The 12,972-nt window shown below is 46.9% G+C and carries 14 protein-coding genes and 1 other RNA gene; 14 read left to right on the top strand and 1 reads right to left on the bottom strand.

The genetic code is table 11. The annotated features are described in order from the left end of the window. Positions 1 to 19 precede the first annotated feature (19 nt). The 11 genes from AWM73_RS07370 to holB all read left to right on the top strand — a co-directional run bounded on the left by AWM73_RS07370 (position 20) and on the right by holB (position 10,473). On the top strand, positions 20 to 478 hold the full coding sequence (locus AWM73_RS07370) for a CtsR family transcriptional regulator (RefSeq protein ID WP_013668701.1): 459 nt from the start codon (positions 20 to 22) through the stop codon (positions 476 to 478). A gap of 30 nt (positions 479 to 508) precedes the next feature. Then, positions 509 to 3,028, top strand: a complete 2,520-nt coding sequence (locus tag AWM73_RS07365) for an ATP-dependent Clp protease ATP-binding subunit (protein WP_060778740.1) — start codon at positions 509 to 511, stop codon at positions 3,026 to 3,028. Positions 3,029 to 3,094: 66 nt separating this feature from the next. Next, positions 3,095 to 3,307, top strand: coding sequence for a hypothetical protein (locus tag AWM73_RS07360; protein ID WP_013669259.1), 213 nt, complete (start codon positions 3,095 to 3,097; stop codon positions 3,305 to 3,307). 458 nt (positions 3,308 to 3,765) lie between these two features. Then, a complete protein-coding gene (locus AWM73_RS07355) occupies positions 3,766 to 4,710 on the top strand; it encodes a 2-dehydropantoate 2-reductase (protein ID WP_060778739.1) in 945 nt (314 codons plus the stop codon). A gap of 340 nt (positions 4,711 to 5,050) precedes the next feature. Further along, a complete protein-coding gene (gene tadA, locus AWM73_RS07350) occupies positions 5,051 to 5,539 on the top strand; it encodes a tRNA adenosine(34) deaminase TadA (protein WP_060778738.1) in 489 nt (162 codons plus the stop codon). Positions 5,540 to 5,587: 48 nt separating this feature from the next. After that, an RNA gene (gene ffs, locus AWM73_RS07345) (signal recognition particle sRNA small type) lies at positions 5,588 to 5,674 on the top strand. Positions 5,675 to 5,872: 198 nt separating this feature from the next. After that, a complete protein-coding gene (gene dnaX / locus AWM73_RS07340; RefSeq protein WP_230083405.1) occupies positions 5,873 to 7,768 on the top strand; it encodes a DNA polymerase III subunit gamma/tau in 1,896 nt (631 codons plus the stop codon). A 24-nt stretch (positions 7,769 to 7,792) separates the two neighbouring features. Then, positions 7,793 to 8,107, top strand: a complete 315-nt coding sequence (locus AWM73_RS07335; protein WP_060778736.1) for a YbaB/EbfC family nucleoid-associated protein — start codon at positions 7,793 to 7,795, stop codon at positions 8,105 to 8,107. An 83-nt stretch (positions 8,108 to 8,190) separates the two neighbouring features. Continuing rightward, complete coding sequence (gene recR / locus AWM73_RS07330; RefSeq protein ID WP_060778735.1) at positions 8,191 to 8,787, top strand: recombination mediator RecR; 597 nt, start codon at positions 8,191 to 8,193, stop codon at positions 8,785 to 8,787. 13 nt (positions 8,788 to 8,800) lie between these two features. Next, on the top strand, positions 8,801 to 9,442 hold the full coding sequence (gene tmk, locus AWM73_RS07325; RefSeq protein WP_060778734.1) for a dTMP kinase: 642 nt from the start codon (positions 8,801 to 8,803) through the stop codon (positions 9,440 to 9,442). A 17-nt stretch (positions 9,443 to 9,459) separates the two neighbouring features. After that, positions 9,460 to 10,473, top strand: coding sequence for a DNA polymerase III subunit delta' (gene holB, locus AWM73_RS07320; RefSeq protein WP_060778733.1), 1,014 nt, complete (start codon positions 9,460 to 9,462; stop codon positions 10,471 to 10,473). Positions 10,474 to 10,533: 60 nt separating this feature from the next. On the opposite strand, the gene AWM73_RS07315 is transcribed toward holB, so the two are convergent. Beyond that, the gene (locus AWM73_RS07315; RefSeq protein WP_060778732.1) at positions 10,534 to 11,325 is read right to left on the bottom strand and encodes a GNAT family N-acetyltransferase; all 792 of its coding nucleotides are present in this window, start codon (positions 11,323 to 11,325) and stop codon (positions 10,534 to 10,536) included. A gap of 194 nt (positions 11,326 to 11,519) precedes the next feature. Between AWM73_RS07315 and AWM73_RS07310 the strand changes: the two genes are divergently transcribed. The 3 genes from AWM73_RS07310 to AWM73_RS07300 are packed head-to-tail and all read left to right on the top strand — an operon-like array spanning position 11,520 to position 12,963. Continuing rightward, positions 11,520 to 11,885 carry a DNA replication initiation control protein YabA gene (locus AWM73_RS07310; protein WP_060778731.1) on the top strand — a complete coding sequence of 122 codons (366 nt, stop codon included), beginning with the start codon at positions 11,520 to 11,522 and terminating at the stop codon, positions 11,883 to 11,885. A 12-nt stretch (positions 11,886 to 11,897) separates the two neighbouring features. Then, a complete protein-coding gene (locus AWM73_RS07305; RefSeq protein ID WP_060778730.1) occupies positions 11,898 to 12,635 on the top strand; it encodes a tRNA1(Val) (adenine(37)-N6)-methyltransferase in 738 nt (245 codons plus the stop codon). Positions 12,636 to 12,660: 25 nt separating this feature from the next. Further along, positions 12,661 to 12,963, top strand: a complete 303-nt coding sequence (locus AWM73_RS07300; RefSeq protein WP_060778729.1) for a GIY-YIG nuclease family protein — start codon at positions 12,661 to 12,663, stop codon at positions 12,961 to 12,963. Positions 12,964 to 12,972: the final 9 nt, after the last annotated feature.

Below are 12,972 nucleotides of genomic sequence, written 5' to 3'. Positions count from 1 at the left end.
TAGTGAAGGAGGTGAGGACATGAGCAACCGGAATATGTCAGATATTATTGAAGCCTATCTCAAAGAGGTGCTTCAAGATACTGAACGGGTCGAAATCAGACGGAGTGAAATTGCTGACCGCTTTGAGTGCGTGCCTTCACAGATTAATTATGTGATTAATACGCGATTTACCCCCAAGCAAGGCTATCAAGTCGAAAGTAAGCGGGGTGGTGGCGGTTATATCAGAATTATGAAATTGAATATTATCGACGATGCGGACTATATTGATAATATGATTAGCCTAGTAGGGAACGACATTTCCTTGCGCGATGCTGTATCGATTCTCACCAATTTGATGAAGAATGAACTGCTCAGCGAGAGCGAGGCGGCTATCATGCACTCAGCCATTGACAAGCAAGTCATGTCTAATTTCAAATCCCCGGACCGTGTCCGCGCAGTGATACTTAGGAACATGCTAGAACATTTGAAATATCACTAATTACTCCGGTAATTAGAAAAGGAGACAATTATGAAAGACATCTATACTGAAAAAGCCAAGACCGCGATTGGATTTGCCAAAGAAGAAGCTGAATACTTCCGTCATCCAGCCATTGGTAGCGAGCATATGCTTTTGGGCTTATACCGCGAAAGTGAAGGTGTTGCTCATGCCGTCTTAAGCGACTACTTGCCAAGTTATGAGAGTCTTCGCGAAGAGATTGAATTTGTGACCGGCTACGGGACCAGCGATTCAGCCAAGAGCCAGGAAGACTATGTGCAGTTTTCCCCACGCATGCAAGAAGTCTTGAACCAAGCCAAAGACTTGGCCAAGTCTATGCAAGCTTCCTTAATTGGTACTGAGCACTTATTACTCGCACTCATTAATGAAGAAACCCTGGCCAACCGCCTGCTGAAAAATCTCGATATAGATGTTAATCGTTTGCGTAGTGATGTCTATCAGATGCTGGGCCAAAAAGAACCGGTCAGAAATCGGACCAAAAAACCGTTGGGTAAGCCAAGCAAAAGCAAGACCCCAACCTTGGATAGTATTGCTAAGGATCTGACCCAAGCCGCTAAGGACGGCAAGTTGGACCCAGTGATCGGCCGCCAGCAAGAAATGCGCCGGCTCATGCAGGTCTTAAGCCGTCGGACCAAGAATAATCCGGTCCTGGTTGGTGAACCTGGGGTCGGTAAGACTGCCATTGTCGAAGCCTTAGCTATCCAAATGAGCCAACAGCAAGTCCCAGAAAACATGCTGGATAAACGACTCATGGTCCTAGACATCGGATCTTTAGTGGCTGGGACCAAGTACCGCGGTGAATTTGAAGACCGGATGAAACACTTAATCGAAGAAATTGAAGACCAAGGCAATATTATTCTCTTTATCGATGAAATCCATACCATTATTGGGGCTGGGGGAGCTGAAGGAGCCATTGATGCTTCTAACCTTCTAAAACCTGCCTTAAGTCGGGGACAGGTCCAATTGATCGGGGCCACTACCCTCAACGAATACCAAAAATACATCGAAAAAGATGCCGCCTTGGAAAGACGTTTTGCTAAGATTTTAGTCGAAGAACCTAGCCTAGCGGAAACTGAAGAAATCTTGAAAGGGATCCGGCCCGCTTATGAAAAACACCACCAAGTGGCCATCCCTGATGAGAGTATTACCACCTGTGTGCGTTTAAGCTCCCGTTACCTGTCAGACCGCTTCCTTCCTGATAAGGCGATTGATGTCATGGATGAAGCGGCGGCAACTAAGCGCTTGGACAATCCAGTGGCCAATAGTGGGCGTCGGAAGAAATACCAAATCGAACAGGAATTGAAGCGCCTCAACCAAGAAAAGGAATACCATGTCCGTAACCAAGCCTTTCAAAAGGCAGCCGCGGTCCATGCCCAACAAGCCAACCTCGTCAGAGAACTTAGTCGCTTGGAAGTAGATGAAGGCGACCAGGACAGCCAAGAAGCTTATGACCTCAGTCTGACTAGTCAAGACGTGCAAAACTTGATTCATTCTTGGACCGGTATCCCGGTTCAAGAACTGAGTCAAAGTGATAATGAACGCTTGATCCATTTAGAGGACCGCCTCCATGACCGGGTCAAAGGTCAAGATGAAGCGGTCAATGCAGTGGCCCGGGCCATTAAACGCTCACGCAGCGGCCTTGGCCAAAGAAACAAGCCCATCGGTTCCTTTATGTTCCTTGGCCCAACCGGGGTCGGGAAAACCGAATTGGCCAAGACCTTAGCCGAAACCCTCTTTGGTTCGGAAGAGGCCCTGATTCGTCTAGATATGTCCGAATACATGGAGAAATATTCTTCCAGCCGGATGATCGGTTCAGCACCAGGTTATATTGGCTATGAAGAAGGGGGCCAACTGACTGAGAAGATCCGTCAACATCCTTACTCCATTGTCCTCTTTGATGAAATTGAAAAGGCCCATCCCGACGTCTTTGACCTCTTACTCCAAGTCCTTGATGACGGTTATATTACCGATAGTAAGGGCCGGATGGTGGACTTTAGAAATACAGTGGTCATCATGACCTCCAATATTGGGGCCACTGAATTACGGGATGAAAAACTGGTCGGCTTTGGTCAAGATAACCAACAAAAAGACTATCAAACCATGAAGAAGCGGATCTTGGAAGCCTTAAAGAAAACCTTCAGACCGGAGTTCCTTAACCGGGTGGATGAAGTGATTGTCTTCCACGCCTTAAGTCAAGACCACTTGAAGGATATTGTCCGCAAATTTACTGACCAAATTAGCCAACAAGTGGAAGAACAAGGCTTGACCTTGCGCTTTACCAATGGGGCCATTAAGCAATTGGCTAAGGAGGGTTATGACCCAGAAATGGGCGCCCGGCCAGTTCGCCGCCTCATCCAACGGCAAATTGAAGATGCCCTGAGTGATCTCTTGATTAAAGGCAAGGTCCAAGCTGGGGACAGCCTCCAAGTGGGTAGCCGCCAAGGGACTTTTTACATCCGTACTAAACATGGAGACGGTAGTGAAAGCCAGGCTGACCTGGACAAAGTCGAGGAAAGTCTGTCCCTAGGATAGTCCAAAGAAGACTTTATATCGCTTTTAGTGTATGATAAAGACAAGCTTAAAAAGAGGAGGGTTACTATGGACAAGACAACAAAATTAGTGTTAATTGGTTTAGGAACAGCTGCTGCGATTACAGCCGTTGTGGCCTTAGCAATGTATGAAGAAGACCAAAACCAAACCCTAAGCAAGGCTTGGGACGATGTTTCTAACAAGGCTCAAAAGCAAGGAAAACGTCTAGCTAAACAAGTTGATCAACTCGATTTGCCTGAATGGGTAGAACGTTTTGCCTAAACGCTCATCAGCTAGAGCCTTAAAGAGCTAAAAACGAATCCTTTACTTAAAAGCGGTGATGACTATAGACTCGGTCATGCCGCTTTTTTCTTGCGTTCTTTCATTTTACTCTTTATGAGCATTAATTGAATATGGTTTTTGGGTAGAGAGATGTGAGTAGGAGTGGCGCTTTGAATTGGGTCGTTAGCCATGAACAAGCAAGCGTAGCGAATTATGGATCGTAGGCGTCAGCCATACGAGCCGTTTGAGTCTCGCTAGGCGAGAGACCTTGCGCTCGAGTCGGTGCCATGGCTTTTTAACGACCAAAATTCAAAAGCAGAACGAATACTCATTGAGAGCATTTAATAAAGAATTTTTCATTATTAATAAAAGCTTTTTCTAAATGGCTAGATCCGTGCTACAATAGATTAAAGTAAATTTGCAAAATGTATTAGAAAATCAGTGAAGGAGGAAACACAATGAAAATTGTTATATTAGGTGCCGGTGGTATGGGTTCCCGTTTTGGGTTAATGCTAAAAAAAGCTGGCAAGGATGTGACCTTACTCGATGGTTGGGATAAGAATATTGAAGCCATTCGTGAACATGGTATCCGGGCCAACTATAACGGAGAAGAGGTCCAAGTGGATATTGACATTTATCCAATTGATGACGTTGATCCGGACTTGAAGGCAGACTTACTGATTGTCTTTACCAAGGCCATGCAATTGGAGGATGCTATCCAAGCAACTCGCTCCATTGTGACTGACCAAACCAAGGTTTTATGTCTCATGAACGGAATTGGTTACGATGATATCCTCCGTAAATATTTTGATGATGAACAAATTGTCCTAGGAAACACCATGTGGACCGCTGGTTTAGAAGGGCCTGGCCGTCCGAAATTATTCGGTAATGGCTATGTTAACCTCCTTAACCTGGGTAAGAGCGAAGAGGCGACAGCGGCTGCTAAAGACATCGTGGCTTTACTCGATGAAGTAGGCTTGAATGGGGTTTATGAAAAGGAAATTTTCTACCTGATCTACAAGAAGGTCTGCGTCAACGCCACCATGAACGGCCTCTGTACGATTTTAGAATGTAATATGGCAGACTTGGGAGATGCCCAAGCTTCCCACGACCTCATTAATCAATTAGTCAAAGAAGTGGTTGACGTGGCGAATGCAGAAGGTGTGGAAATGGACCTGGATGAAATGATTGACCACGTGGGTGAATGCTTCAACCGCGAAACCATTGGTGGCCACTTCCCTTCCATGTACCAAGACTTGATCACCAATAACCGCCTGACTGAAATCGACTATATCAATGGAGCCGTGGCTCAAAAGGGTGAAAAACTCAATGTACCAACCCCTTATAACCAATTCTTAACTAGCCTGGTTCATACCAAAGAACAATTACTCGGTGCAAAATAATCTTAATTGAAGTCCTCTTTGATCTTTTGAAAGATTGGAGGACTTTTTAGTTTATTGAAAGTTATTATATATTTGGGAAAGATATTTTAGAGCAGTAGTGGCGCTTTGAAATTAGTCGTTAGCCATGAAGCAGCAAGCGATGTGAATTACGGCTAGTTAGCGCTAGCCGTACTAGCCGTTTGAAGCTCGCTAGGTGAGGAACCTTGGTCCGAACCGGTGCCATGGCTTTTTAACGACTAAATTTTAAAAGCAGAACGAATGCATATTGATATTATTTGCTTGCCCCTGTCGATAAATATTGCTTATAATCAAGGGAAAGGAAGAGAAAGGGGGATGAGCTATGGATGAGAGGGCAGATGATTTTATGCAAGCAGCGATTGACCAGGCCAAAAAGGCCCAGGCCATCGATGAGGTGCCGATCGGGGCAGTGGCTGTCTACCAGGGCCAGGTGATTGGATGGGGCTATAACTTACGGGAGCAGAGTCAGGATGCCACTGACCATGCCGAAATGCAGGCCATCCGCCAGGCCAACCGCTACTTAAATAATTGGCGTTTGAAAGATGTTGATCTCTACGTTACCTTGGAGCCTTGTAGCATGTGCAGTGGGGCCATTGTCCTGAGTCGGATTCGTTGCCTCTACTTTGGGGCTAGCGATCCTAAGGCGGGAACGTGTGGGTCCTTGATGAACTTGGTCCAAGATCCTAGGCTCAACCACCAAGTCGACTTAGTCAGTGGCCTAAGGGGAGAGGAATGCAGTCAACTCCTCAAAAGCTTTTTTAAGGACCTGCGTAAGCGCCGCAAAGCCGCTTCCCGTAAACCCAGGCCTTAGGGTTTGACAAGTCAGGCAAAATCATGCTAGTATATAGTTTGTCGAAAGACCGTACGACAAAGGCAAGGATGTGAACCGAGTCAGATCCGGAAGGAAGCAGCTATAAGCATTGCTTGTCTTGTGTTGTACGTTATGCACTTATTCAAGGTTGGGACAGAAGTTCCAACTTTTTTATTTTCAAAAAAATGACTAAGAATTTGCCCCTAATCCCTAAGAGCTTGCCTAAAAAACTGGCTTTGACTACTTATTTGAGCGGGAACTATTTTATCTCATTCGTGGATATCTAGGGGGGATTTGGTTATAATGGTTGAGAATGAAGGAAGGGAGGCCATGATGAGTTATCAAGCTTTATACCGGAAGTGGCGGCCGCAGACCTTTGCTGATATTGTCGGCCAAGAAGCGGTTTCAAGGACCTTGAAGAACGCCATCAATCAAGATAAGACCAGCCACGCCTATTTGTTTAATGGACCGCGGGGGACAGGAAAGACCAGTGCGGCTAAAATTTTTGCTAAGGCGATTAACTGTCCCAATCAAAGTGATGGGGAACCCTGCAATCAATGCCATCTCTGCCAAGCTATTACTGAAGGCCGCTTGGCAGATGTGATTGAAATCGACGCGGCCTCTAACAATGGGGTGGAGGAAATCCGTGATATCCGCGATAAGGTCCGCTATGCGCCTACCGAAGCGAATTACAAGGTCTACATTATTGATGAAGTCCACATGCTCTCAACCGGGGCCTTTAATGCCCTGTTAAAAACCTTGGAAGAGCCACCCAGCCGGGTCATCTTCATCTTAGCGACTACTGAAGCACATAAAATTCCAGCGACAGTGATTTCACGGACCCAACGTTTTGACTTTAAGCGGCTGTCTAACCAAGCTATTAAGGACCGGATGGCCTATATCTTAGGCCAAGAAGGGGTTACTTATGAAGCTGAGGCCTTGGAATTAATTGCCCAAGATGCCAATGGGGGCATGCGGGATGCTTTGAGTTTGTTGGACCAGGTGATTTCTTTCTCCCAAGGCGAGATTACCACGGCCATGACCCGGCAAGTGACGGGGATTTTAAGCGATGAGCAAAAAATTGCCTATGTTGAAGCTCTAGGACAAGAAGATACTGACCAAGCGTTGGCCGTTCTAAGGCAGATCCTTCAAGCTGGCCGGGAAGCTAGCCGTTTTGTCGAAGAGATGCTGCTTTTTACCCGCGACCTCTTACTAGCTAAGCAAAGTCAAGGGGCTCAAGACACAGACCTGATGAAAAACTATGACCAGTCCTTCTATGACTTGGCCAAGAGCTTAGACCGTGAATTGATTTACCAAATGATGAAGGAATTTCGCTCGGTCCAAGAAGATATCCGTTTTGCCATCCAAGGTGATATTTATTTAGAAGTGGCTACTATTAAGTTAGCCGACTTGCCTACAGGGGAAAGCAGTTCCTCTAGAGCGGCTATGCAGGCTCCAAGTGATGGGGGAGTTCAGCAATTAGCTCAAATAAAGCAAGAAGTTCAAGCCTTAAAGCAAGAAATCGCCCAAGTAAAAGGGGGGCAAGACCCTTCTCCGGCAAGCCCAGCCCCTGCTAAAGAGGAAGCTAAGCCGGCGAGTGACAAGCGACCGAAAAAGCTCCAAGGCCAATTTAAGCCAGCCTATTCAGCTATCTATAAGACTCTGAGCCAGGCCACAAAGACTGATCTCAACCAGGTCATCAGTGTTTGGTCTCAAGTGGTCGAATCTCTTCCTACCGTCCAACAGGCCCTCCTCCATCAAACCGAGCCGGTCGCTGCCAGCCCTGAAGCCTTTGTCTTGAGTTTTGACTATGAGATTTTCTGCCAAAGGGTCTTTGAGGATAAAGAATTACAAGAGACCGTTGCCAAGCACTTACAAAATCAAATCAACCATCCCGGCCGGATGCTGGTGATGACAAGTGAGCAATGGCAGGAGGCTCGGGGACGCTATGTCAAGGCCTACCATGAAGGGCGCAAGGATGAACTGATCCAGTCCCAAGCCGAGAAAGAAAATAGTGATGCCAGCCAAGCAGACAAACCGGCAAGTCCAGCCCCTGCCCAAGAGCCCGATGCTCATGAAAACCAGGAAGTTGATCAGACCGCTCCACTAGCAGAGCCCAGTTCAGCTTGGCTATCACAGGAAGACCAACAATCCCAAGATCCGCTTACCCAAACCATGGCTGATCTTTTTGGGGCGGACAATGACAATATTACCCTCAGCAACGATTAATCAAAGAAGGAAAGAGGAAATTAAATGGCAAATAATATGATGAACATGCAAAAAATGCTCAAAGAAGCTAAAAAAATGCAAGCAAAATTAGAAGAGTCCCAAAAGGACTTGGAAAAACAAGTCTTTGAAGGCAAAGAACCTTCAGGGATGATTAAAGCTAAGGTAGGCGGCGACCGCCGAGTAAAGGCCATCGAAATGGACCCAGCAGTGATTGATCCTGAAGATCCTGACATGCTCAGTGACCTCCTTATTGCTGCAGTCAATGACGGTTTAAGCAAGGTGGATAGTGCTCAAGAATCGAATATGGGAAACCTTTCTAAAGGCTTTCCCGGCTTCTAGGAACTTGCTTTAAGGAGTGGGGGAGCTCAGACGCAAGCGGTCTGAAGATTTTCCCGCTTTTTTATTTAGAAGGAGTTGAAAGCATGCAATATCCCGAACCGATCGCTCGCTTGATTGATAGTTTTAAGAAATTACCTGGAATTGGAGCTAAGACCGCAGCTCGTTTAGCCTTTTTTGTCCTGGAAATGGACCAAGCCGATGTTAATGACTTTGCCGAGGCCCTAAGCCGGGTTAAGCAGGAAATGACCACTTGTTCGGTCTGCGGTAACGTTACCCAGGAAGACCCCTGTTTAATCTGCCGTGATAATGACCGAGACGGCTCAGTAGTGATGGTGGTTGAAGAGGCCCGCGATGTGATGGCTATGGAAAGAATGCAAAACTACCACGGCAAGTATCATGTCCTCCATGGGGTGCTCTCGCCTATGGATGGGACGGGGCCGGATGACTTAAACATTCGCTCGCTCTTGCAACGCTTGCAGGATACCCAGATTCAAGAAGTCATTATTGCCACTAACGCTACCGCTGAAGGGGAGGCCACGGCGACTTACCTAGCTCGTTTAATCAAACCGGCCCAAATCAAGGTCAGTCGGATTGCCTATGGTCTCTCGGTGGGGGGCGATATTGAATACGCAGATGAGATGACCCTCATGCGGGCCCTTGATGGCCGTCAGGAACTCTAAGAGGAGGATTAGAATGCCAGGTGTATTTATAAGCTTTGAAGGACCGGATGGGTCAGGAAAGACTACCCTAATTAAGGGGCTCAAGGCACGTTTGGACCAGGACTTAAAACAGGCCCCAATTTTTTCTAGGGAGCCGGGTGGTGACCGGATCGCTGAAGAAATTCGTGACATTATCCTCTCTCCAGCGAATACCGAGCTCGATGCCCGGTCAGAGGCCTTACTCTATGCGGCGAGTCGGGCTCAGCACCTGACCAAAAAGATCCGTCCTGCCTTAGCCGCTGGGAATATGGTCCTCTGTGACCGCTATGTGGATAGTTCCATTGCCTACCAAGGTTATGGCCGCAAACTAGGGGGCCAGGCCGTCAAGTTGATCAATGCATTTGCTATCGACGGCTTATTGCCCGATTTAACCCTCTACTGTGATATTTCCGCTGAGGAAGGGATCGCCCGGATAGAAGCCGGCCGGACTGATGAAATCAACCGCTTGGACCAAGAATCCATCGCCTTTCACCGCCGGGTCGTCCAAGGCTACCAAGACCTCTTGAAAGAAAACCCTGATCGGATTGTCCCTATTGATGCTAGTCAACCGGCTGAAGCCATGCAAGCGGCCGCCTATGAGTTGATTCGCCAACGTTTCCCTCAATTTTTTTCCTAGTAGAAAGGACCGCCCTAATGACGCAAGTCTTTGCCATTGAAGAAAAACAAAGCCAACTGGCCCAGTTAATGCGCCAAGTCATCCAGAATGGCCGTTTAGCCCACGCCTATTTATTTGAGGGCAATGCCGGTTCTGGTCAAGCCGACATGGCCATTTTTTTGGCAGCAGCTTTATTTTGCAGTCAAGAAGACAAGCCCTGTGGTCAGTGTGACCATTGTCAACGGGTGATCCGGGGTGACCATAGTGATGTGGAATGGCTGACTAAGGATGCCAACAGTATTAAAATTGACCAAATCCGTGAACTTCAGCACAATCTATCCCTGACCGGCTTAGAAGGCCGGGGCAAGGTCTTTGTGATTGAGGCAGCCGAATCCATGACAGTCCAAGCGGCCAATTCCTTGTTGAAATTTCTGGAAGAACCCCACCAAGATGTCTACATCTTCCTCTTAACCAATAATCGAGAAGCAATTTTACCAACTGTCCAGTCCCGCTGTCAGGTGATCCACCTCCCCTCCCTAGCGGTTGACCAAGCCGTCCGTCTCTTTGTCGATCAGGGGATTGGCAAAGCCCAGGCCCAAATCATTGCCTGGTTGACGACGGACTTGGATAGCGCCTTGGCTCTAAATGACAACCAGGTCTTCCATGACCAGTGCCAGCGCCTGGACCAGTGGCTCCAGCTCATTGTGGCTAGAGACGGGCGCGCCTTTACCATGGTAGCCACCGATTGGATGAAGCTCTCCCGCAGCCGCCAGGACAACCAGCTCCTCTTGCAGCTCTTGACTCTCTTACTCAGGGATTGTCTCTTAATTAAGAGTCAAAGTGACCAGGAGATTTTAGACCAGGTTCTCGTCCGCCCCGATCTGAAGACCAACCGCCAGGCCAAATACCAGGCCTACCCAGAGGGCTTATTTCTTGACCTGCTAAAATTAGTGACCAAGGCGCAAAAAATGATCAAGCAAAATGTCAGTCCCCAGGCCAGCTTGGAATACTTTGTCCTAGAAGCCTGGAACTTAGAGAAGAAATACCTATAAAGCAAAGAAAAAGTGCTTCCGGCAAGTTAGGAAATTTGCCAGAAGCACTTTTTTATAATTTTAGTCTTGATAGTAAAATTGCTTTTTAAAGTCCGAATCAATGGGGCGGGAGAAGGCTAATTCAAAACCTTGGCCCACAAAGCCAAGATGGTCATAGAATTTGCGGGCTTGGCTATCGGCATCACAGACTAAGATCAAGGTCTTTTCAGCTTGCTTGGCTTGAGAATAGGCCCACTCCACCAGCCAGCGGCCAATTTCTTGCTTCTGCCAGTCCTCTCTAACGGTCAGATGGTCGATTTCTAAGTAGTCCCGCGAAGCGATCACTTGCATAGCGGCGATTATTTGCCCCGAATCAAAGACAGCGACCTGGTCAATGTTTGTTTTAAGGAAGGCTTCTTGGTAGTAGCCCTGCATTTCTTCTTGGTAAGTTAAGCCATAATCCCTATCATAGTGGACTTGGAAGGCTAAAAAGGCGGGGAGGCTAGCAGCAGTAATTTCTTCTAATTCAAGCTGGTTGGGCTGGCTTTTGCCCCTAGGAGCCTGGTAGTTGCTTAGACTGACTAGTTCAGTAATCGCTAGCTGATAGCCAGCCTCAGAGAGATAGGCATAAAGTGCATCATCAACCCCTTGGTTCATGGGGAGGTGGATATTGATTTCTGGTAGGTCGAAGTCACTGGCATAGTCCATATACTGTTCCTCTAGGATCAGCCACTCGTCCAGCCCCGGGTTAAAATCCAGGGCCATGAAGTTACTGAGTGGCACATGGCGGGCTGCTTGATTGACAAAGACTTGGTAGAGGTCATTATCCTCATAGTGGCTGATCCAATGGTAGGTGGCATTAAAGTCTAACATACTGGCTCCTTTTTGCTGATTTTATCCTTAGTCTACGGGAAAAAAGCCCAAATGAGAATAGGATTGGCTCGATTTTTTCCTGCCTTTAAAAAGCCATAAAAAACTTGAGTCTCTCCCATCGAAAAAAATAGAATTATGATAAAATAGGTTTTGAGTTTAATGGTCTATCAGAATATGGAATAAGGAATGATAGTATGGAGACAAGAGATATTGTCACTCGCCTCAATACCCTCAGCGAGCAACTGGGCCAAATGCAGACCGAACTAGAGACAATTATCGATGAGTGGGGTAAAGAATTAATCAAAAATCAAGACCTACAGATGGAAAACCACTATTTAAGAGAACGGGTCAACCAATTATTAGCCAATGACCAGCCGGAAGAGAAGGAAGCCGCTCCTGAAGAAAAGGACGGACAACGCTCACCAGCCTTACAGAACCTCTTAAATATTTATGAAGATGGTTTTCATATTTGTAATATTTCCTATGGCCAAAGACGAGAAAACGCTGAGCAATGTATGTTTTGCTTGGATATTCTCTATGGTATGGAAGGTAAGCGGTAGAAAGGGGATTGGATGACGCTATTAGCTAACGAGCGCATTGATCAATTAAGCCAATTTGACCGGGAAATCATCCAAAGTGATGATACTTTTTCCCTGTCGACAGACGCCTTGTTTTTAGCCTACTTTGCCCGGGTGAGAAAGACCAAGAAGCAAAAAATTGTCGACTTCTGTTCTGGCAATGGGGCCATTCCCTTGATCTTATCCGCCATGACCCAATCGCCCATCGAAGCTATTGAAATTCAGCCAGAGTTAGCTGATATGGCCAGACGGTCGGTGGCCTTAAATCATTTAGAAGACCAGATCACTATCCATACCGGCAATATCAAATCCGCCACTAGCCTGGTTAAGCCAGAATCGGTCAATGTGATTACCTGTAACCCGCCTTATTTTAAGGTTTACCCGGACTCTTGGATTAATCCTAATGACAAAAAGGCTCTAGCCCGTCATGAAATCGCCATGACCTTGGAGGATATTTTTAAGCAGGGCAAAGCCTTACTCAAAGATCGGGGACGCTTGGTCTTAGTTCACCGGCCAGAACGTTTGACGGAAATGATCCAAGCCGGACTCAAGTACCGGTTAATTCCTAAGCGCTTGCGTTTTGTTCATCCCAAGGCCGATAAGCCGGCCAACACGCTCTTAATTGACTTCATGAAGAATGGCCAAGAAAAGGGTTTGCAAGTTCTACCGCCCCTCTATGTTTATACTAAGGACAATGTTTATACGGAAGAAGTGAAGGCTTATCTCCACTAAGGATAATAAAGAACCCTGCCACTACATGTATGTCCTTCTTTGTCACGATGATAGCCTCTATACCGGCTACACCACTGATGTCGAGCGGCGGCAAGAAGAACATAATAGTGGCAAGGGAGCCAAGTATACCCGCCCAGCCAGCCGGCGACCCTGTGCCATGGTCTTTGCCAAGGCTTTTTCTAGTCGCCAAGCTGCAACCCAGGCGGAGTATCGCTTTAAACAATTCTCCCGTCTAGAGAAAATTAAACGGCTAAAAGCTTACGGGGTGAGTGATTTCCATTACCGGCCGGGCATCCACTGTCAAAAGGTCGGTCTGGATGAAGAATGAAGGAGAGAA

Source organism: Aerococcus urinae (assembly GCF_001543175.1).
Lineage (GTDB): Bacteria > Bacillota > Bacilli > Lactobacillales > Aerococcaceae > Aerococcus > Aerococcus urinae.
Note: the sequence above shows the minus strand (reverse complement) of the source record. Positions and strands in the feature narration are given on the sequence as shown.

Bases quoted from the DNA above. Each gene is read 5' to 3' on its own strand.
- AWM73_RS07370 (WP_013668701.1), top strand. From the start codon at position 20: ATGAGCAACCGGAATATGTCAGATATTATTGAAGCCTATCTCAAAGAG.
- AWM73_RS07365 (WP_060778740.1), top strand. From the start codon at position 509: ATGAAAGACATCTATACTGAAAAAGCCAAGACCGCGATTGGATTTGCC.
- AWM73_RS07360 (WP_013669259.1), top strand. From the start codon at position 3,095: ATGGACAAGACAACAAAATTAGTGTTAATTGGTTTAGGAACAGCTGCT.
- AWM73_RS07355 (WP_060778739.1), top strand. From the start codon at position 3,766: ATGAAAATTGTTATATTAGGTGCCGGTGGTATGGGTTCCCGTTTTGGG.
- tadA (WP_060778738.1), top strand. From the start codon at position 5,051: ATGGATGAGAGGGCAGATGATTTTATGCAAGCAGCGATTGACCAGGCC.
- dnaX (WP_230083405.1), top strand. From the start codon at position 5,873: ATGAGTTATCAAGCTTTATACCGGAAGTGGCGGCCGCAGACCTTTGCT.
- AWM73_RS07335 (WP_060778736.1), top strand. From the start codon at position 7,793: ATGGCAAATAATATGATGAACATGCAAAAAATGCTCAAAGAAGCTAAA.
- recR (WP_060778735.1), top strand. From the start codon at position 8,191: ATGCAATATCCCGAACCGATCGCTCGCTTGATTGATAGTTTTAAGAAA.
- tmk (WP_060778734.1), top strand. From the start codon at position 8,801: ATGCCAGGTGTATTTATAAGCTTTGAAGGACCGGATGGGTCAGGAAAG.
- holB (WP_060778733.1), top strand. From the start codon at position 9,460: ATGACGCAAGTCTTTGCCATTGAAGAAAAACAAAGCCAACTGGCCCAG.
- AWM73_RS07315 (WP_060778732.1), bottom strand. From the start codon at position 11,325: ATGTTAGACTTTAATGCCACCTACCATTGGATCAGCCACTATGAGGAT.
- AWM73_RS07310 (WP_060778731.1), top strand. From the start codon at position 11,520: ATGGAGACAAGAGATATTGTCACTCGCCTCAATACCCTCAGCGAGCAA.
- AWM73_RS07305 (WP_060778730.1), top strand. From the start codon at position 11,898: ATGACGCTATTAGCTAACGAGCGCATTGATCAATTAAGCCAATTTGAC.
- AWM73_RS07300 (WP_060778729.1), top strand. From the start codon at position 12,661: ATGTATGTCCTTCTTTGTCACGATGATAGCCTCTATACCGGCTACACC.